The organism is Calditrichota bacterium (genome assembly GCA_014359355.1).
Classification (GTDB): domain Bacteria; phylum Zhuqueibacterota; class Zhuqueibacteria; order JANLFK01; family Oleimicrobiaceae; genus Oleimicrobium.
Genome location: JACIZP010000222.1, coordinates 1 through 19,334 on the forward strand (window position 1 = coordinate 1; position 19,334 = coordinate 19,334).

The following is a 19,334-nucleotide window of genomic DNA, read 5'->3' on the forward strand; positions in this document are numbered from 1 at the left end:
GTCAGGCCGCCGCTCGTCAACCGGCAGAAATACAGTCCGGCCGGCACACCGCCCGCATCCCACGTGACCCGGTGCCGTCCTGCAGAGAGCTGACCCGAGACCAGCTCTGCAACCTCCCTCCCTAACACATCGCACACCACCAGTCTGACAAAACCTGAATGCGGCAAGGAGAATTCCATGGTCGTCGTCGGGTTGAACGGGTTGGGATAGTTCTGCGCAAGCGCAAAGTCGGCCGCGGCCGCTCCCGAACCCTCCAGGCTCGGCACTCCCATCATCTCCCACAGGGGACGCAGGCACACGCCACCTCCGTCGGTCCCCGCGTACAGCGTCTCAGACTGTATCGCGAGAGCGGCGACATAGAAATTGATTAGGCCACTGTTGACCGGCCGCCACGAAGCCCCGCCATCCATGCTCTGGAACACGCCGCCGCCGTACGATCCTGCGTAAACCATGGTCGGGGTCTGCGGGTCAATGGCCAAGGCCCAAACATCCGTAACCGTCAACCCGGTGTTGACCGCGCTCCAGTTCCCACCGCCGTCCGTACTCTTGAACACGCCCTCGTATGTCCCGGCGTAGAGGGTGCTCGGGGTCTGCGGGTCGATCGACAGCGCCCAAACACGGGTCTGGGTCAAGCCGGTGCTGACCCAGTTCCCGCCGCCGTCCGTGCTCTTGAACACCCCGGCGCCCCAGGTCCCGGCATACAGGGTGGTCGGCGTCTGCGGGTCAATGGCCAGGGCACAAACATTGGGATTGGTCAGGCCGGTGTTGACCGCGCTCCACGTGTCACCCGCGTCCGTGCTCTTGCACACGCCGCCACCGTACGTCCCGACATAGACAGTTGTTGGGGTAGCCGGGTCAATCGCCAGGGCCTCGACACGGGTAGCATCCAGGCCGGTGTTGACCGCGCTCCAGCTTCCGCCGCCGTCCGTGCTCTTGAACACGCCGCCGCCCCACGTCCCGACATAAAGAACGGCGGGATTCTGCGGGTCCATGGCCAGCGCCCGAACACCGGTAGCGTCCAGGCCGGTATTGACCGCGCTCCAGGTGCCACCCCCGTCCGTGCTCTTGAACACGCCGGCACCCCACGTCCCCACGTAGAGGGTGGCCGGCGTCTGCGGGTCAATCGCCAAGGCGCGAATGAGTCCGTATTCAGGGCCAATGCTGATCCAACCATCGGTCCCAGCGGAAGCGGGCTGTGGCGCGCCGAGGCTCATCAAAAGAGCCACCACGCCCGTCAGCAAAACTTGCGCAAATGTGCTCGTGCATCCCATAGCGAACCGCCTTTCCATGGTTGTTAACGGCCATCCAATGCTCATGAGGGGGCGGCCAAAGCATGGCCTATCCGCTTTCATGTCCACCCTTATGGCGAATAGCCGCCATTGTTCCCAAAACTGCAGTCGAAACAGGTCAACAAAGACCATTCCCGATGGATCTGCTCGTGCAAAGAACTTTTCTTGTGAGACCTGCGCTTCAATCAGGCGGGTTTCCAACCCCAGTTGGCGTACTTCTCCATGGGGAAATTGCCGAGCCTTGCTTCACTATGATTCCATTTTCCGCCGGCTCTGTCCAGTTCACTCAAAGCAGAATCCCTGACAAGCGATATTTGATTCCCAGGGACGATTCTTCTTCGTGGCTTCAGCGGTTTCGAGTGCAGGATGCATTCAGCCCTCGTCATTGGTGCATGTTTTTGCTCGCCAGGCTGCTAGCCCGCACGGGCAAGAGCATCCCCTTATAGCGTTATCCATTTTGTCGCTCCGGGTCTTCCGGGCGGCGGTTTTTCCTTGTCCTCACGTGTACAACCTGTCCGCCGAGCCTTTCACGGCGGCGCCCTTTCCATAAAACACGGGGATGTGCCTCTGAAGGCTTAGCACGCCTCGGAAAGGACAAAATATTTTAAAAAACTCATCCCTAAATGTCAAGATATTTTCTAACAATGGCTTGATTTGTATTCAGGGAAACGTGCACTCTCTTGTCGCAGACCGGGGAACGAGGAGGGAAACTTCGAAGCGCAAACGCTCGTGGGCACAAGGCTTTCTGCCTGCTACGTCACCATCAGAACGAGTAAACAGACGATTCTGAGCTCCTCTCTTCTCCACTCGTCATAGTCGCAACACAACCGTTCCAACCGGGCGCATGGAGGGAAAATCCTCCTTACCAGTTCGCAAGGCAACTCTTGGGGCCTGGCCATTCAGTTGCCGAACGCTAAAGGGGGGAATGGAATCTCCGCCACCCAGGGGGGCAGACCTCCGACGCGCGGCCGCTTTTTCCTCGCCCCGCCCTCACGGCCGGCACCGCTACCCAAGAGCGGCGCCGGCCGATTCGTGACCCGTCTTTCTTTTGCCGCCAGTGCTACTTGAGCACGGTCATCTTTCTCACCGCGGTCAGGCCGCCGCTGGTCAACCGGCAGAAATACACCCCGGCCGGTACACCGCCCCCATCCCACGTGACCCGGTGCCGTCCTGCAGCGAGCTGACCCGAGACCAGCTGTGCAACCTCCCTCCCTAAGACATCGCACACCACCAGCCTGACAAAACCTGAATGCGGCAAGGAGAATTCCATGGTCGTCATTGGGTTGAACGGGTTGGGATAGTTCTGCTGGAGGGCAAACGTAGCCGCCACTGCTCCCCAGGCATCTGCGCGTGGCACTGCGGTGATCTCGGCAACGGGCCGCTTCCAGACACCTCCTCCCTCCGTCCCCGCGTACAGCGCCTCAGACCCTGTGGCCAGGACGGCGATGTAGAGATTCGTCAGCGCCGTGCTGGCCGCGCTCCACTGCGCGCCGGCGTCCGTGCTCACAAACACCCCGCCGCCACCCGTCCCCACAAACAGGATCGCGGACGTCTGCGGGTCGATCGCCAAGGCATGGACATCGAGGTTGGTCAAACCCGTGTTGACGGAAGTCCAGCTTGCGCCGCCATTTGTGCTCTTGAACACGCCGCCATCGTAGGTCCCGGCATAAAGGGTGCTAGGAGTCTGGGGGTCTATTGCCAAGGCGCCAACACGGAGCTCGGTCAAACCCGCGTTGACCGCGCTCCAGTTCCCGCCGCCGTTCGTGCTCTTGCACGCACCGCCACCCCAGGTCCCGGCATAGAGAATGGTCGGCGTCTGTGGATCAATGGCTAGGGCCCGAACAGAGGTGTTGGTCAGGCCGGTGCTGACTGCGCTCCAGTTCCCGCCGCCATTCGTGCTCTTGAACACGCCGCCACCCCAGGTCCCGGCATAGAGAATGGTCGGCGTCTGCGGGTCGATCGCCACGGCATAAACATAAAGATCGGCCAAACCCGCGTTGATCACGCTCCAGTTCCCGCCGCCGTTGGTGCTCTTGAACAGGCCCCCACCAGCAGTCCCGCCGTAAAGGGTGCTAGGCGTCTGTGGATCAATGGCCAGGACCCGTACCCGCAGATTGCTCAAACCTACGTTGACCGCGGTCCAGCCCCCACCGCCGTCCGTGCTCTTGAACACCCCAAATTCATCGGTCCCCGCGTAGAGGGTAGTCGGCGTCTGCGGGTCGACCACCAAGCCGGTCACATCGGTATAGGTCAGCCCGCTGTTGATCGCGCTCCAGTTCCCCCCGCCGTCTGTGCTCTTGAACGCTCCGTTGCCCAAAGTCCCGACATAAAGCGTGCTCGGTGTCTGCGGGTCAATGGCGATGGGCAAGACTTTGGGATTGCCCAGGCCGGCGTTGGCCGCGCTCCAATTGGTGCCGCCATCCGTGCTCTTGAACACCCCGCCGCCATTGGTGCCAGCGTAGAGCGTGGTCGGCGTCTGTGGGTCTATTGCCACGTACCAGACATAGGTGTTGGTCAAACCTGCGCTGGCTGCGCTCCAGTTGGCGCCGCCGTCTGCGGTCTTGAACACGCCACCCCCATTGGTCCCCGCGTAAAGGATGCCAGGGGTCGCCGGGTCCATGGCCAGCGCCCATACGTTGAGATTCGTCAGGCCGGTGTTGCAGGCGGTCCAGTTGGCGCCGCCGTCTGTGCTCTTGAACACGCCTCCGCCCCAAGTACCGGCATAGAGGGTGGTCGGGGCCTGCGGGTTGATGCGCAAGGCATAGACGTAGAGGTTGGCCAGTCCCACATTGACCGCGTTCCAGTGCGCGCCCCCGTCTGTGCTCTTGAAGACCCCTCCGCCATTGGTGCCGGCGTAGAGAGTGGTGGGCGCCTGCGGGTCGATGCTGAGGCACAGAATCTTCGAGTTGGTCAAGCCGGTGTTGGCCGCGCTCCAGGACGAGCCGCCGTCTGTGCTCTTGAAGACTCCTCCATCGTAGGTCCCGGCAAACACCGTAGTCGGCACCTGCGGGTTAACCGCCAGTGCCCGCACCTTGCTGGAGGTCAGGCCGAGGTTGATCTGGTTCCAGTTTTGCCCGGCATCGGTGCTCTTGTACGCCCCATACTCCCAGGTTCCAGCGTACAGGATAGTGGGTGTCTGCGGGTCAATGGCCAAGCAGTAGACGGTCGCCAACTCGGGGCCCAAGCTCACCCAGCCAGCGTTCGCGCCAGAGCCTGAAGCCGGCCCGCCATGCCCGATGGCCAGGCAGAGCAGGCAAACGAGCACCGCATGTTCTCTTGCGCGTGGCATGGTACACCTCCTTGGTTAGTCAGGCCTTACTGCACTCGGTCCGCCGGTCGCCTGTTCACTTACCCTGCGATAGGCGGCCTGCGCCAAAGCTTCCTATCTTACCTGAGGTGAAGCTGCCATGTCATTGCGGCGTTGCTGCAGCACTGCTCGTTACAGTCCGACCTTCGATCAACTTGATGAAACTGCCGCGCGCCCGGGCAGGACACAGTCTCCTGGCGGCGCGTGTTGTCACGATGAACCTTCTTTTTCTTCCGGCGGTAAAGCTCTCCGGCATCCTCGCCTATTCGTGCCCACCACGGGCGGGGGTTTCTCGAACGTTGACTGCGCGCTGCCGTTTGCCCTCCACCCCGGTGAAATGCCGGTGAGCTAAGCTCTGCCCGGCACCGGGGCTCCGGTAGGCAATGCTGGGGAAAATGACCACAAAGCGCGGGTGAACTCGCCAACTGGGGCCGCGACCGTTGCGCGTTGCACGGGGGGTTCTATCGCTGGAGAGGGGAAAACTGGAGGCGTTGAGCCTTCGCAGAGATGGCAGGGCACCCTGGTGTGGGACTGCCCTAACCAATCAAGCAGGGGGGAAGAAAGACGTGACGTTGTCAGGCGCCACCTTCCCTTGCCGCATCTGTGCCCGGCCTGGGATGTAGGCGGGTACTTTGCTCGCCCTGTGCGCGAAGCAGCCACGGCAGACGTTCCTTTTCACGCTTTGTTGGCCGCATCAGTCGGCCCGCCGCCAGCTCTCCGTCGCACATCAGGGATCGAGCAAGGCTCCCCGGCATGCCCACATCGCCCTGGCCGCCTGACGTGTCCAGCAAGGGAAGAGGTCCGGCAAATTCGCTCTTAGAAGGCCTCAAAATAGCAACGGCCTCAGTGCGCACACTGAAGGCCTCTTCCTTCGCTCCGGTGGTAGGACTCGAACCTACAACCTAGTGGTTAACAGCCACCCGCTCTGCCAATTGAGCTACACCGGATCCTCAATTTGCTTGCGCAAATATATGAAACTCCCCCGAAGAAATCAAGACTTTTGCTCGCCCGGGGACTCTTCCTCCTCACCCAGATACAGAAAGCGATCCATGAGTTCCACGAATCGGCTCCACCTCTTGCCCGCCTCTCTGTCGCGGCCGATGATGCGTTCGAAAGCGTTTGCCTTGGAGTCCAGTTCGTCGGCATAGTAGAGGATGATGGCCTCCAGCGTCATGGGCACCACCGGCGAGCCGTATTCGCCCTTGCCTTGATGCGCAAGAATCAGGTGGACCAGGCGCATCGCCAATTCTTCGGGGAAATCAGGGAGGGTCTGGATCTTCTCCCTCACCATCTGCGCGCCTAAGACAATGTGCCCGACGAGCCGCCCTTCGTCGGAGTAGTCGATGAAGCCGCTCACCTTCAGTTCGCGCACCTTGCCCACGTCGTGCAAAAGCGCTCCGGTCAGCAAGAGGTCACGATCCACGAGCGCGTAGCGCGGGTGCACGGCGTCACACGTCTCGGCCACGGCCACGGTGTGTTCCAACAGGCCGCCGCGATAGTTGTGGTGCCAGAGCTTGCCGGCAGGCGCCTGGCCAAATGAGTGCCGAAAGTCCGGGTCGCCAAACAGCGCCTGCAACAACCTGCTCAGGTGCTCGTTGGCGACGCTTGCCACCAATCGATCCAGGCGTTCCCAGAGCTGCGCAAGGTCCTTGGGACAGACAGGGACAAAGGCCTCGATTGATTCCACTTCCTCCTCTCGCGCAGGCCGGATCTTCTCCACTTTCACGTGGGGCTTGCCGCAGTAGTCCACCACGGTCCCTTTGGCCTTGATGACCTGCCCGATGGCAATCTTGGCGTAGGTGGCCTCGGCGTCGTCCCACACCGTGGCCGAAATGCGCCCCGACTGGTCGCCCAGCTCCAGGGCCAAGTAGGACTCGTTCGTCCCCCGCTTGAGGCGCAGTTCCTTCTTGCGCACGACGAAGAAGTCAAGAACCTGGTCGCCGGGGCGCAGGTCCCTGATCAAAGCATGGGCCATCATGACCTCCCTTCCCGCCTTGGCCGCAGCACAAGCAGCTTATGCGGCACACGGTACAGGGACTGCCGATCCATCATGGTCACATGGTACCTCCCCTCCAGCCAGGCGCGCGTCTGGTCGGCGTAGTGGTTGCTCATGCGATGCCCCGACTGACCGGTGGGGAGCACAAAACGCACGGCGCTCTCCTCCGCAAAATCCACCACCATGCGCATGGACACGCCCCAGTGCGGATGATACGGCTCGCGCAAGGGATAGCCGATGTTGCACACGGTGGTCGTCGAGCCGCCTATCGGATACGGGCCGATGTCGAAGTACTTTCCCAGAACCGGCGCTTGCGAGAAGGCATGGCGGATGGTAAGCGCATGCACATCCCCCCACTGCCAGCGGCTCAGCTCTGAGCCTCTGTCGCGTCGCAGCTCGGCAACGCCATCACTCAAGCTGCGGACAAGCAGCTCATCCAGTGACTCGATCTTTTCTGGTGTGGAAATGTCGTCGATCCATAAGGAGTTCTCGCGAGCAATCACCTGGTCGGTCACGCGAAAGGCCACTCCGGGAAAGGCAAGGAACGCATTGAAGAGCTCCTCGCCCATTTCGTCGGCAAAGATATTGCGCAGCAGGTGCCTGTAGGTAGCGTGAAAAACCGTGCAGGCCAGACTCTGCGGCCCCTCGACGCAGTCCCAACCACGGAGCAGCAGATAGGCCTGGTGCAGCAAACCGGTGTCGGGGGGCGCTGCCTTCTCGTAGGCGCGCAGGAGGAGGGGAACCAGCGCCTTTGCGCGGAGCGACAGACGGTCCATCTGCAGGAGCTCGCAGTCCTCGCGCGACAGGTGGGGCTTTTCTTCGATTGTCTGCGTGATGCGCGTGATGCGGTCCGGAGGTTCCCAGTACGCCGACAGGTACCCGAGGGCCGCCTGGTCCCAGATCTCGTTGTTGGCGGTGGCCACGAAGCCCTTGGCCGGATTGAAAAGACGAGGATGACGTTCAAACGGCAAGGTGCCCTGCCAATCGTTCTTGGCTTCCCACCCCGGGCGGGGGAGCACGCCGTGGGCTCCGGCACGTGCAGGGATAGTACCTCCCAACAGGTAACCAATGTTGCCGTCTACATCGGCGTAGACAAAGTTTTGGGCGGGCGTGCCGTAGGACTGTAATCCTGCCACCACCTCCGACCAGCTGTTGGCGCGGATAACCGTGCGCAAGGCGGCGATCTCGTCGCTGTAATCGTTCCCCACCCAGCGAAGGGCGATTGCCTTTCCCACCTTCCCGGCCAGCGCGTGGACGTCGTTGATCACCGGCCCATGCACAGTCAGGTGTACCTCGTGGACCACGGGCGCAGCGCCTTTCACCGCAATCGTCTCGGCCACTGCGCTCATGGTCAGCCAGTTCCCGTCGCGCAGGTAGCGATGGGCATCGGCAGAATCGACGCGTTCCACAAAAAAGTCGGCATCGTCAATCATACCGTTGGTGATGCCCCAGGCAATGCGGCGATTGCGGCCAATGGATATGCCAGGCAGGCCGGGGATGGACATTCCGCAGGCGTCTATGTCGCCGCCGCAAAGGTGGACCTCGTACCAGAAGGCGGGCACGCTGAACATGAGGTGAGGATCGTTGCAGAGGATGGGCTTGCCGGTAGTGGTCTTGCTGCCGGAGAGCGCCCAATTGTTGCTGCCCAGCGCCCCCTCGGCCAGACCTACCTGCGCGCGCGCCTTGGTCAATGCGCGCAACGCGTCAAGGCACAGGCGGCAGTCTTCCCTGTCTGCCACCGCGGTGATGCGTGGCCCCCCGTACGAGCCCACAGGGAGAATCTCGCTCAGCCGTTGAGCGTCCACCTTGCCGGCCAATGCGCCGTAGGTCAGGTCCACTGCCCAGGACATACACAGCGTCCACGAAACGAAGCGGAGGATGGCTACGCAGTCCTCGCCTCGCCAGGCTGATGGGCTGTAGCGCAAGACCAGGCATTCCACTGGCAGCTTGTGCCTCCCTAAGGCGAGAAAGGCATTGACCCCCTGGGCGTAGGCGTCTAAGGCGGCTCTGGATTCTTCTGGCAAGCGCTGGTACAGTGCGGCCGCAGTGCGCCCAATGCCTATGGTGCGCATTAGACGATCGTGTTCCAGCACCTGGGGGCCGAAGAGCTCGGCCAATTCGCCGCGTGCAGCGCGGCGCATCAGGTCCATTTGCCACAGCCTGTCCTGGGCCGTGACAAACCCCTGGGCCATGAGCAGGTCATGTTCGTCGCGCGCAAAGAGGTGCGGCACGCCCTGGGCATCGCGCAGGACCTCTACCGGTGCATGCAAGCCTGCCAACTCCAATGTGCCGGCTGTCTGGGGGAGCGTGCGCCGCAGGGTTAGATAGCCGAAAAGTAGTGCACTGAGGGCTCCCACCACCAGCACGATGAGCAAGCCAAGTAGCAACCGTTTTGCTCTTGCCATGCCAAACCGCTCCTTCTTCACCGTCACCGGAGTTGCCTGTCTATCCACAAAACAAAAGGCGACCCACTGCACCTGAGCCGCCGTTGCCCCCTTAGGCCTCCCGTTGCCTCCTCCCTGCAACGGGCGGTGGTTCTACTCTTGCTTCTTTGTCTTTGTTTGGTCCGTCTGGTTCTGGCCAGCACTGGTGGGCTGCCGTTGATGCTCGCCTGCCTGCTCGACCTGCCGCCGGGAAAAATCCCTGCGCGGCTCCGGGGCAGGTGCCGCAGCCGGGGTCTGACCACTATCGGCGCTTGTCTTGCCTATCGGCGGCGCCATGCCCGATTGTCCGCCCACCGTAGCTGGCGCGTAAGTAGCCTCCGGAGGTGCCACCTGCCGCCGCGAAAAGTCGCGCGCCTCCGACTGCGGGGCAACGGCATTGTCGCCACCGCCCAGGTAGGGCGCATCTGCCCACCAGGGGACCGCATAGTACCATTGCCAGGCGTACAGGTCCGGGTCATGGTAGAAAGCCGGTCCGAAGGCGACCTGTTGGTAAGGATTCCCCCTGTGGCAACTGGAACAGTCGTCGCGGTAGTCAACCCGGTAGGTGGTTATCCCCTCGCCGTCCACTTCAACAGGGCGGTGCGCCAGTTTTGTGTAGCAGCCGCTCCCGAAAAGGGCAGACACCAGGGCAGCAACAGCAAATGCGCGCCAACGTGCTGACACTTTCACCAATCCTCTCTTCCTGCCACAGGCGAGCTGATCACGCCTAGAAATACTCCAGGTACATGATCTTTAGCTCACGATTGGCGTACTTCATATCCTCACGGTTGTCGAGGATGTTCTTGAACGCAAACTCCACGTACAACCGTTGGGCAAAAATCCAACGCAGGCCCACGTTGAGGTAGCCCTTCCCGCTCCCGATGGCCAGGCTGTTGTTGTCATTCATGCCCATGTCATAGTCGGCCACCAACGTGAGCTCTTCGTTGAGCCGAAGATCGACGCCCATGAACGCGTCAAAATCCTTGTCGCCATCCTTGTTCTCGAGGCTGTAACAGACACCCACGTGCCCACCGAGAACCAGCGGCAGGCCATAGTTCTTGCTGGCGACGGCGTAGAACCCCCGCGACTTGATGGTGTAGCGCTCCAAGTCTTGGTGATAGGGCCCGTAGCCCTGCGACTCATAGCCAATAACGATATCCGGCATTGCGTAGCTTTCTTCGAAGACGCGATAGGCAAAATGGACGCCCGGGTTTGGGTTCCAATTCACCTTGCCTGCACCGATGATGTTGGTGCCACCAAAGGTAGCACCGAAATTGAAGCGATGGGTGAGACCGACAGAGACACTCCCCAGCAGGCCACCTTCCGGGTATGCGCGTACACCAACCATGAAACTCCCCCGCTCAAGGATCTGCGCCGTGGGTTGGTCGATGAGTATGGGGCTCAACATGCGCTCATAGCCCACCTGAGGGATGGTAGGCTTCTGCTGCGCATACGATGCCCCAAGGCACCCGACGAACACCACCCCACTCACGAGCACCGCTAACCTTCGCATGGCTCAGGACCCTCCTCCTATACCCACTTGCCGCGCCAGGATCCCGTCGACTCCTGGTGGAAGTCGCCATTGACCACTGTAAATGTACCAATTATCTTTTTAAAAGTCAAGCAAAAAGCTGCCCAACGCGCAGAGCCCACCCTGGGAAGGCAGAGCGCGTCCCGGCTCACTGCGCCTCGAGCGCCGGCAGGCCGTCCAGCGCCAGCGGCGCCAGGTCGGAGGCCGCGCAGTTTTCCGCCACCTGCTCCGGCGTCTTGGCCCCGGGTATGGCCACGTGACATGCGGGATGAGAAAGACAGAAAGCTAAGCTCACCTGGGCCGGCGTGTAGTCCGCATACCGCTCGAACAGGAAGCGGCACCTGTCGAGCCGTCGGAAATACTCCTCAAGCTTTTCGGGTGAAAGGTTCATGCGCCTGTGGTCGTCAGGACCAAAGCGGGTCTGGCGGGTGAACTTGCCGGTGAGAAAGCCGAAGAGCAGGGGTATGCGGACGATTACCCCAAGACCGTACTGCGCCGCTTTGGGCAGCAACACCCTCTCCGCTTCTCGCTCAAGGAGATTGTAGCGCACCTGGATGCAATCCAGAAGCTCGTGGTGCTCGTCCAGCAGAAAGGCCTGTTCGGTCTCCTTGAACGACTGCACGCTGAACCCGGCGTAGCGAATCTTGCCTTCGCGCTTCAGCTGTTCGAGGGCCAGCCACGGCTCGTCACGGGTGAGCTTATCAAGGTCGGGGCTGTGGAGCTGCAGAATGTCAATGGCCTCCAACCGTAGACGCCGCAATGACTGCTCGGCAGCCCAGACCAGGTACTCCCGCGAATACGTCTGGCGAATCGGGCCATAGCCCTTGTCGTCTGCGGCAGTGGCGTGGTAAAAGTCGTTGCCGACCTTTGTGGCAACCACCACCTCGCCTTTGCCCCTTTCCGCCAGCACTTCGGCAATCAGTTCTTCCGAGTGGCCAAAACCGTAGACGTCGGCGGTGTCGATGAGCGTGACCCCGCGGTCGATCGCCTGGTGCAGGGCGCGCTTGGAGACCTGGTCGTCCGTGGGGCCCCAGTTTGTGCCCCCGATTGCCCACGCGCCGAAGCCGATGGTCGAAACGACAGGGCCGCGGGCACCAAGACGCACGTATTTCATCCCCTGACCTCCAGTTTGTTCACGAGGCGGCGTACCTGTCCCCAGGCCCTGGTGCCATTCTCGCTCGCTTTGACCTGCTCGCCTGTCCTGGTTCCCAGTGCGCGTCGCGCTTGCTCAGGCGTGTACATCCGGCCTCACCTGCTGGTACCGTTGCACGGCGCGCACATATGCATCCACATCAAACTTGCGGCGTAAGCCCGCTTCGGTCATGGAGCGCACATTGCCAAAGACTGCCCGCTCGCCCCAGGGGCGGTCATGCTTGCCGAAGCACCAGGCGACCCCAGCAAAACCGTTGGGGTCCCGGCCGTCCAGTTCGTACTTGTTGTTCAGGTAAAGACAGCGCGAGAACGCTTCTTCTGGCGTGGGGCTCCACTCTAAAATCTTCTTCCCCCAATACATGCGCATGTAGCCGTGCATTTTGCCCGTAAGCACCATCTCCTGTTGGGCAGCATTCCAGCAGGGATCGTGCGTCTGTGCCGCCTCCAGCTCCGCCAGCGTGTACGAATAGGGCCTGGCGTCGCCAACGTGCTTTTGCAGCGTCTTCTGTGCCCAGACTGGGAGCCCCACGAAGGAGTCATAGTGTTGGTTGAAGTAGACAAAGTTCATGCTCAGCTCGCGCCGCACGATGAGCTCCTCAAGGTAGGCGTGTTCACCGGGGCTCCCCGTGGCCTGTACCTGCAAGGCAATGTAGAGCGGCGAAATTTGCCCAAAGTGCAGGTAGGGGCTCATGTGGGAAAGATAGTCCACGCTGGGGTCGTTGCGGAGCTCGGCAAAGCGATCGAGCTTCTGCTCGATGAACGCCCGCAGGCGACGCTTCGCCTCGCCGGTCCCACCTTGGAACAGAGGACTCGGCGGAACCGAGCGATCCACCGCCAAGGATGCCCACAGGCCTCGAACATCGGCCAGCGACAGACCTTCCACATCGATGCCTAAGGACGGCACACGCAGTTCGCGCGCGACCAGAGGCCTGAGGAAGTACCCGAGGTGCTGCGCGAGCTTGCGCCGTAACGTCGCCGCCGAGTACTCCTCCTTGTAGGAAGCCACCTCAACCGGGACAACCACATCTGCTTCCACCTGGAGGAAGAGACACGGCAGGCGGGCCGCCGCGAATTCTCGCCACTGGCGCTGGATGCGGAGGTAACCGCGATCGACCACCACGAGCGCCGCGTCATTTGCAACTCGCACCACCTCCTTTTCCGGGGAACAGCGCCGCACGAGGAAGCGAATACCTCTCTCGCGAAGCGCGCTCTCTACCTCGGCAAGGCCCTGCAGCATAAAGGCGTAGTGGCGCTCGTTCGCCTCCGGGAAAGATTCGGTGAGCCCGAAAAAGACTACCAGCGGCAGGCTGAGCTCATTGGCGCGTTCGATTGCGTACTCCAGGGCGTGGTTGTATTCGGCCCGCTGACTGGCCTGCATCCAGTAGAGGACGTATCCGCCCTTTCTAACCGGCTTGTCATTCAGTGCCCTGATGCGCTCCGGGTGGATCATCCCCCTCACCTCATGGTCCACCGCACGCCCACCAAGAAGGCGTGAGTGAAATTACGCAACTCGATCACTGGAAAATCAACTCCCCGAAATTCTGGAATGTACACGGGGTCGGTGTCCAGCGTCAGGTCCACAAAGCCCATGCTGTAGCGATACTTGGCCAGCAACGAGAACCTTCCTATCTTCACCTCCCAGCCGAAGCCCGAAACAAACCCTACGTCGCCCTGTTGGACTTCATCCAGTTTACGCGTTGCCGAGCCCTTCTCGGCATTGTAGAAGTTGTAGGAGTTGCCAAGAGCAAGCCCCACATAGGCCCCGCCGTAAGTGTAAAGCCGCGCAGATCCAAACCTCACCCAGTAGGTACGGACCGTGGCGGGTAGCTCAATGTAGCGAAAGTCGTAGGTGAGCAGCATGTCGCCAAAGGGGAATGAACGCGCCCGCACGGTGTGCTGCGCTCCCTTTTCGGCATATGTCAGCCCGAGCTCGGCCGTCGCGAATCTTGCCAAGCGTGCCGTGCCACTGAGCGAAAGGCAGAGTCCGGAACGCCAATCCACGAGTACCTCGGTGCCGGGCGGTTTTTCTCGCGGGCTCCAATGGCTGGCCCACACCGGCCCTATGCTGAACTCGAGTGCGTAACGATCGCCGGCCCACACAGCCGACTTGCTGAGTGCCCCAAGAGCCACCACAGCGCAGAGTACGAGGGACCATCGGCTCGCAAAAGTTCGCCGCGTCAGGGTCGTCACATGTAGAGCCCTCCAGTCCTTTCCAACCAATCCGCAATCTGCTCGACCGCTTTGCGCACATCGTCATGGCTCACGTCCACCTCGATGCTGGGGAGGCGCGAGCGCCGCGTGAACTCGCGGAAGAACTCCTGTTCCTCAACGAAAAGGCCAAGGTCGTTGTACTGCGCAGGGTTTCCTGAAACTGCCAACCGCCTATCCCGGGCCGCGACAAACGAGGCCGGCTCTCGGGTACAGAGCACCAAACGAAACTTTAGGGGTAGCAACCGCTCCTCCAGCCAGTCAAAGTCGAGTTGTCGCCCCAAGGCTCGCCACTGATACACCTGGGTGGAGATGTGGAATCGGTCCACGATCCACGAGTAGAAACGCAGAAGCTCGAACAGGCGCGCCCAGGTGCGGTAGGTCTCCATGGCAAGAGCCTCCTCGGCCGGCGCAAAGTTGATGAGCCCCCTCCCCCACGGGTAGTTGGTGAACGCGCACCATTCGGCAGAGATGAGCGGCGAGTGGTAGCGATACCTACGCGGGCCAACAATGCGGGGATGCTCATTCAGGGCAAAGGCAATCTCGGTCTTGAGAGTAAGACGGGTCCCTTCCAAAATGACCTTGGGACATAGCTTGCGAGATGTACCTTCCGGGCACTGGCGCGGCTCAGCCCCGGACATGGCCATCTCCAGCGGAGGAACATGCCCACCGCGCGCCAGTAATGGACCCCGAAATGCAGCGATGATGAACGATTATCTTCACAGGTCCCGCCCTTTGCCGGAATCGGAAATCTCCACCAGCGCTTCGGGGTAAGGGTCGAAAAACACCTGCGCCTCCAAATACGGCTGCCCAAAGCGCGCGATCCAGGACTTTACCACCGCAACCGGGACACTGAGCGGCACCCGCTCCTCTCGAAACTTGAGCAGCGTGTCGAGGAAGAAGGCTTTCTCTTTCGCACCCAGCTGCGGCGAAAAGTAACCCAAGGCGTGCATGAGCACATTGATCACCGCTGAAGAGCGGGCCGGACGGGCAAGTGCTGCGTGGAGGTGGTGCTCGTATTGTTCGAGTAGCTGCGCCACCGGCTTTCCCTCAGGGTTGGCAACAATCCTGCCCATCTCCTTGAGATGCTTCTGGCTGTAACTCATGAGCAAGAGCTTGTGCCGACTGTGAAACTCCACCAGCGCGCCCATTGTGCCGATCCCCTTGACCTGGTCGAAGCGAGCCGTCACAAACAGGTGCGTGAGAAAATGCTCACGCAGGCGGAAGTTGCTCAAGCGGCCCTCGTCCTCAACTGAGAGGTGGCCAAACTGTTCCAGCACCGCAGCCCCGAAGAAACCACTCCCTTTCGCGACTGGGATCGGATCGCCGGCACCGGCAAAGATTTTGACGTCCTTGATACCGCATGAGGGCGAACGGCTTTTGAGGATGAACCCGTGCGTGTTGCGCTGCCCAGCAAGGAAGGTCGAGGCAAAGGCAACCATCTTGTCGGTCACGTCGGCACCGGTGGCCGGCTGCAGCAGGCGAGGTCCATCCCTGCTCTGTACTACCCGGATCGGCTCGCGGGGTACGCCGAGGCCAATCTCCACCTCCGGGCAGACCGGCACAAAGCGCACAAAAGCCGCCAGTTTGGCAACCACCTCGCTGGGGATGGTCACGCCGTTGTAGCGACAGGCCTCGAAGCCAAGACACTTGCTGACCACCACAACTGGCTTGACGTCGATGCTCATCGGTCGGCTCGTCGGGTCCTCACCTATTCAGCCACACGATGGCGGCGTTCAGCACCGTCGCAAAGCTCACCCAGAGTAGGTACGGGACGAGGAGCAGACCAGCAGCCGGTTGCATCCGCCAGAACAGGACAAGCGTGGCCAGAATGGCTCCCCAAAGGAGGACAATATCAACCAAGGCAACGGCGGGCAACCGCAAGCCAAAGAAGAACAGAGACCACAGCACATTGAGGACGAGCTGCACGACAAACACTGCCAGGGCCGTGTTGACGCCAAGACTCTTGTGCCAGACGAGCGCCGCCGCTACACCCATGAGAATGTACAGCACCGTCCACACCGGGCCGAACAGCCATCCTGGAGGCGTGAAGGGTGGCTTATTGAGAGTGGGATACCAGGTGCGGACCCCGCTGCTGGTGAACACACTCCCCAGCACCCCTGCTAAGAGGCAGACTCCGATTGCTACGACCAACTTGACAACAAGCGCTTTCGACAGGACCATTGGTCACCTCACTTTCTCCGCAGCGCTTCTGGTGAATGCTCCGTCAATCGATGCGCTCGCCATGACTTGCCCCGCATGAGGGTGCTTCCGCGAGAAAAACTAAACAGGGTACGCATGCGCGCTCGAATATAGCACCGCCACGAGAAAGATGCAAGTAGTTTTCCGCATTGCCCTGGGGAGCGCCTGTGGCGGACGGAAGCTGCAGCTTTGCTCACGAGGGACACTCAGGGGCGGACGATTAGGGTAATGTCAAAGGTCACCTGGCCGGTGGCGGGCACTGTGGCATTGGGCGCGGAGGGGATGGTACCCTGCGTCCCGTAGAACCCCACATAGTCGCCACTCTTGGGCGGCGTCAACGGGGTACTGACCACCCAAACAACGGCGTAGACAAAGAACGTTCCTGCTGGGACATCTCTCATCTCGTAGGTAACTTTGGTGCCTGGTCCGCAGGTGCCGGTTGCCACTTTCACGAAGCCATTGGCGTTGCTGGTATCGCTATCCACGACCACAGCAAAGGATTTGCCATTAGCCTCTGCCGGCAAGGTGAGCGTACCTACCACGTTGGGGCTGCGCTGTTCATCCTCCTTTGGGGCAGTAGAGTTCTTGCCACAAGAGGCCAGAATCAATACTGCACACAGCGCGGCCACTGTCAGCGCCAGCAGATGCCTTATTCGCATGTCCATCCTCTCTCCGGTTCTTTTCTGTTCCAACGTCTCAGGCTCGCACCGACGCTGCTATCAACGACCGTCGGGCAAGCAGACCCAACTTTTGCACAAGCGCCTCCACCTCGGCCTCGGTATTCCACACCGAGAATGAAAAGCGCAACATGGGCGGAGTCTTGATCTCATCGGCATAGGCAACTGGGGTGTGGCCGATCAGCGCACAGTGAATCCCTTCTGCCAGGAGGTCCTCATACAGCCGTTCCAGCGCCTGGCGGCCCGCCGCTGCCTGCTGCAGGACCAGGGAGACTATCGCCGTGCGCCCCTCACATTCGGGGTGCGGATAGACGCGGAGAAAGTCACTCAGCTCGCGCGCACACCGCGCGCGAAACTTCTCTGCCAGCTCGAGGGCGTAGGCGTGACCGCGCAAAAACACCTCTTTGTCCATGAACGGTTCAAGGCTGTCTCCCAGTGCCGCCAGAGAGATGGCCACTACCCCACTGCGCGAACCCTTGTCGTGGTTGAGGCTCGGGTGCACCGCGAAAGGGGAAGAGAGGTCGCGGGCGATGATTGCCAGGTGCGTGGCCGAGCGAACATAGAGGAAGCCAGTCTGGTCAGGACCGGCAAGCCACTTGTGCGCGTCCCCGGCGTAAAAGTCGCACCCCAGCGCGGCAACGTCCACCGGGATGTGGCCCACGGCCTGCGCGCCGTCGACAAGGACCAGGACCTGGGGTTGTGCTGCCTTCACCTGGCGACAAATCTCCGCGACAGGGAGCGCCACACCGGTGTTGTAACACACATGGCTGATCAGCACCAGCTTGGTGTCAGGGCAAAGTCGGGCTACCAGCTCATTGACAATCTCCTGGGCCTTTGTCTTGCCGGCGATGGGCGCCACGTCTGCGCGATAGCGCGGCGGCGCGATCTTGCTGTAGATCCCATAGAACTCGCAGTCAGTCACCAGAATGCGCGAGCCCCACGGCACGATCTGGTGAGCAAAGAGGACCTCTTTCAGGGCACCTTCCGAGCCGGTGGAGAAGAGCAGATGCACGGGGTCGGGGCAACCAATGAACTGTGCGAGCCGGGCGCGCGAGTTGCTGACCGCCAGGCGCAGCGCCCGCATGCTGGCTTTGGGGTCATCCTCGTAGAGATGCTGCCACTTGCGATAGCGGTTCTCGATGCCGAGCACATCCGTGCGGATCCGCTCTGCCCCTGCCCAATTGACATAGATCTTGGAACGGTCGGAGAGCCAGCTGATGGTGGCCAGTTTCTGAGGCGGTTTGAGCATGGGGGCGACCTCAGTTCCGCATCACCCGCGTGATTTCACGCACGATGCGTTCGCTGGTGGTGGGCTTGGTCACGATGCCGTCCGCCAGGCCCTGAGCCAATGCGCCACGGATTGCCTCGTCATCCTGGCGAAAGATGGTGAGCAGCAGCACCTTCATGCGTCCCTGTTTGCGCAGGGGATGTTCCCGCAGGTGCTCGGCGATGGAGAGTCCCTCGTGGATGTTCGTTTCGCTCATCACGTCCAACAGGAGCACGTCGGGCTGCTGCGCCTCCACGCTACGCAGCGCCTCCTGCCGATCCAATGGGCACGAGGCCACCTCGAAGCCTGCCTCGCGCAGGTCCGCGCAGATGCCTTGGCGCAGGAATTCCACGTCTTCGGCGTACAGTACCTTAGTCATTGCTCGATGCTCCTCCCAGCGCGTAAGAAGGGAAGACCACCGTGAAGGTGGTCCCTTTTCCGGGCGCGCTCTCCACGTTCATGTGGCCGCCGTGGGCATGCACGATGTGCCGCGCCAGCGACAAACCAAGACCTGCCCCGGACGGGTGGACTTTGCTAAAACGCTTGCCGCGATATCCTTGCTCGAAAATTCGCGGCAGTTCCTCGGGACTAATGCCACAGCCATTGTCCGCACAGGTTACCAGGATGCCGCCGTTGGCCTGCGTCGCGCTCAGACGTATGCGGCCGGTGCGGTCCTCCACGGCATAGATGGCGTTTTCCAACAGGGTACTGAACAGAAAATCCAGATCGTCTGGACGCCCCCACAACGAGGCAGCCCCGGGACGCACGCGCACGTCCACGGCGATCCTCTTATGTTCGATGAGCGGCCTTTTGGCCTGCACCACGCTCCGCAACAACTTGCGCAGGTCCACCTCGCGCTTTTCGGTGACGGCCAGCCACTGCGTGTCGCTTAGGGCCAGGCCCCGCATGGACTGGAGCGTGTACTCCTCCACCTGCCTCACGGCCGAGATGATCTGTCGATACGACTTTTCCCGGTCGCGGTTCGCGCGCAAGTTCTCGGCGGCGGTGACGATGATCTGGTACGGCATCAAGGTCTTGTGCAGGCCGATTTTCTTCTCCTCGGCAATCTTGCGCAAAGCATAGCGCAGGAAGAGGTTCTGGAGCTTGATGATGTTCTTGAGGATGAGGAAGCTGCTCAACTCGTCCGCCGAGAAGCGCAGCCAGTCCTGCTCGGCGAGCCTGGTGTACTTGCGCACCAAAAGGTCAAAGTTGAAGCTCAGGCTGATTTCCCCCATAAGGATGTCGGCAATCACCCGCGCCAAAAACTCGGTGGAGGCGATCA

General features: G+C 61.3%; 16 protein-coding genes and 1 tRNA gene. All 17 read right to left on the reverse strand.

Going from position 1 to position 19,334, the window contains the following annotated elements:
* Window positions 1–1,214, reverse strand: a 1,214-nt coding sequence (locus tag H5U38_09905; protein MBC7187335.1) for a T9SS type A sorting domain-containing protein, incomplete at its 3' end; no start/stop codon positions are given.
* Window positions 1,215–2,349: 1,135 nt separating this feature from the next.
* A complete protein-coding gene (locus tag H5U38_09910) occupies window positions 2,350–4,578 on the reverse strand; it encodes a T9SS type A sorting domain-containing protein (protein ID MBC7187336.1) in 2,229 nt (742 codons plus the stop codon).
* Between the two features lie 892 nt (window positions 4,579–5,470).
* Window positions 5,471–5,543 (reverse strand) — tRNA-Asn (locus H5U38_09915).
* A gap of 44 nt (window positions 5,544–5,587) precedes the next feature.
* Window positions 5,588–6,574 carry an HD domain-containing protein gene (locus H5U38_09920; protein MBC7187337.1) on the reverse strand — a complete coding sequence of 329 codons (987 nt, stop codon included), beginning with the start codon at window positions 6,572–6,574 and terminating at the stop codon, window positions 5,588–5,590.
* Complete coding sequence (locus tag H5U38_09925) at window positions 6,571–8,997, reverse strand: penicillin acylase family protein (protein ID MBC7187338.1); 2,427 nt, start codon at window positions 8,995–8,997, stop codon at window positions 6,571–6,573. The genes H5U38_09920 and H5U38_09925 overlap by 4 nt, the downstream gene beginning before the upstream one ends.
* Window positions 8,998–9,129: 132 nt before the next feature.
* Window positions 9,130–9,705, reverse strand: coding sequence for a hypothetical protein (locus H5U38_09930; GenBank protein MBC7187339.1), 576 nt, complete (start codon window positions 9,703–9,705; stop codon window positions 9,130–9,132).
* A gap of 37 nt (window positions 9,706–9,742) precedes the next feature.
* Window positions 9,743–10,528 (reverse strand): hypothetical protein, encoded by a 786-nt coding sequence (locus H5U38_09935; GenBank protein MBC7187340.1) that lies wholly within the window; start codon window positions 10,526–10,528, stop codon window positions 9,743–9,745.
* Between the two features lie 166 nt (window positions 10,529–10,694).
* The gene (locus tag H5U38_09940) at window positions 10,695–11,660 is read right to left on the reverse strand and encodes an aldo/keto reductase (protein MBC7187341.1); all 966 of its coding nucleotides are present in this window, start codon (window positions 11,658–11,660) and stop codon (window positions 10,695–10,697) included.
* A 114-nt stretch (window positions 11,661–11,774) separates the two neighbouring features.
* Window positions 11,775–13,148, reverse strand: coding sequence for a deoxyribodipyrimidine photo-lyase (locus H5U38_09945; GenBank protein MBC7187342.1), 1,374 nt, complete (start codon window positions 13,146–13,148; stop codon window positions 11,775–11,777).
* A gap of 5 nt (window positions 13,149–13,153) precedes the next feature.
* The gene (locus tag H5U38_09950; protein ID MBC7187343.1) at window positions 13,154–13,888 is read right to left on the reverse strand and encodes a PorT family protein; all 735 of its coding nucleotides are present in this window, start codon (window positions 13,886–13,888) and stop codon (window positions 13,154–13,156) included.
* Window positions 13,885–14,547 (reverse strand): hypothetical protein, encoded by a 663-nt coding sequence (locus tag H5U38_09955; GenBank protein ID MBC7187344.1) that lies wholly within the window; start codon window positions 14,545–14,547, stop codon window positions 13,885–13,887. The genes H5U38_09950 and H5U38_09955 overlap by 4 nt, the downstream gene beginning before the upstream one ends.
* Before the next feature lie 78 nt (window positions 14,548–14,625).
* On the reverse strand, window positions 14,626–15,594 hold the full coding sequence (locus H5U38_09960; protein MBC7187345.1) for a DUF523 and DUF1722 domain-containing protein: 969 nt from the start codon (window positions 15,592–15,594) through the stop codon (window positions 14,626–14,628).
* 19 nt (window positions 15,595–15,613) lie between these two features.
* On the reverse strand, window positions 15,614–16,090 hold the full coding sequence (locus tag H5U38_09965; GenBank protein ID MBC7187346.1) for a tryptophan-rich sensory protein: 477 nt from the start codon (window positions 16,088–16,090) through the stop codon (window positions 15,614–15,616).
* Between the two features lie 224 nt (window positions 16,091–16,314).
* Complete coding sequence (locus H5U38_09970; GenBank protein ID MBC7187347.1) at window positions 16,315–16,773, reverse strand: hypothetical protein; 459 nt, start codon at window positions 16,771–16,773, stop codon at window positions 16,315–16,317.
* Window positions 16,774–16,804: 31 nt separating this feature from the next.
* Window positions 16,805–18,034: an aminotransferase class V-fold PLP-dependent enzyme gene (locus tag H5U38_09975; GenBank protein MBC7187348.1), complete on the reverse strand. Its 1,230-nt coding sequence runs from the start codon at window positions 18,032–18,034 to the stop codon at window positions 16,805–16,807.
* Between the two features lie 10 nt (window positions 18,035–18,044).
* Window positions 18,045–18,431, reverse strand: coding sequence for a response regulator (locus tag H5U38_09980; GenBank protein ID MBC7187349.1), 387 nt, complete (start codon window positions 18,429–18,431; stop codon window positions 18,045–18,047).
* Window positions 18,424–19,334: HAMP domain-containing histidine kinase (locus H5U38_09985; protein MBC7187350.1), on the reverse strand; the 911-nt coding region annotated here is incomplete at its 5' end. The genes H5U38_09985 and H5U38_09980, both read right to left, overlap by 8 nt.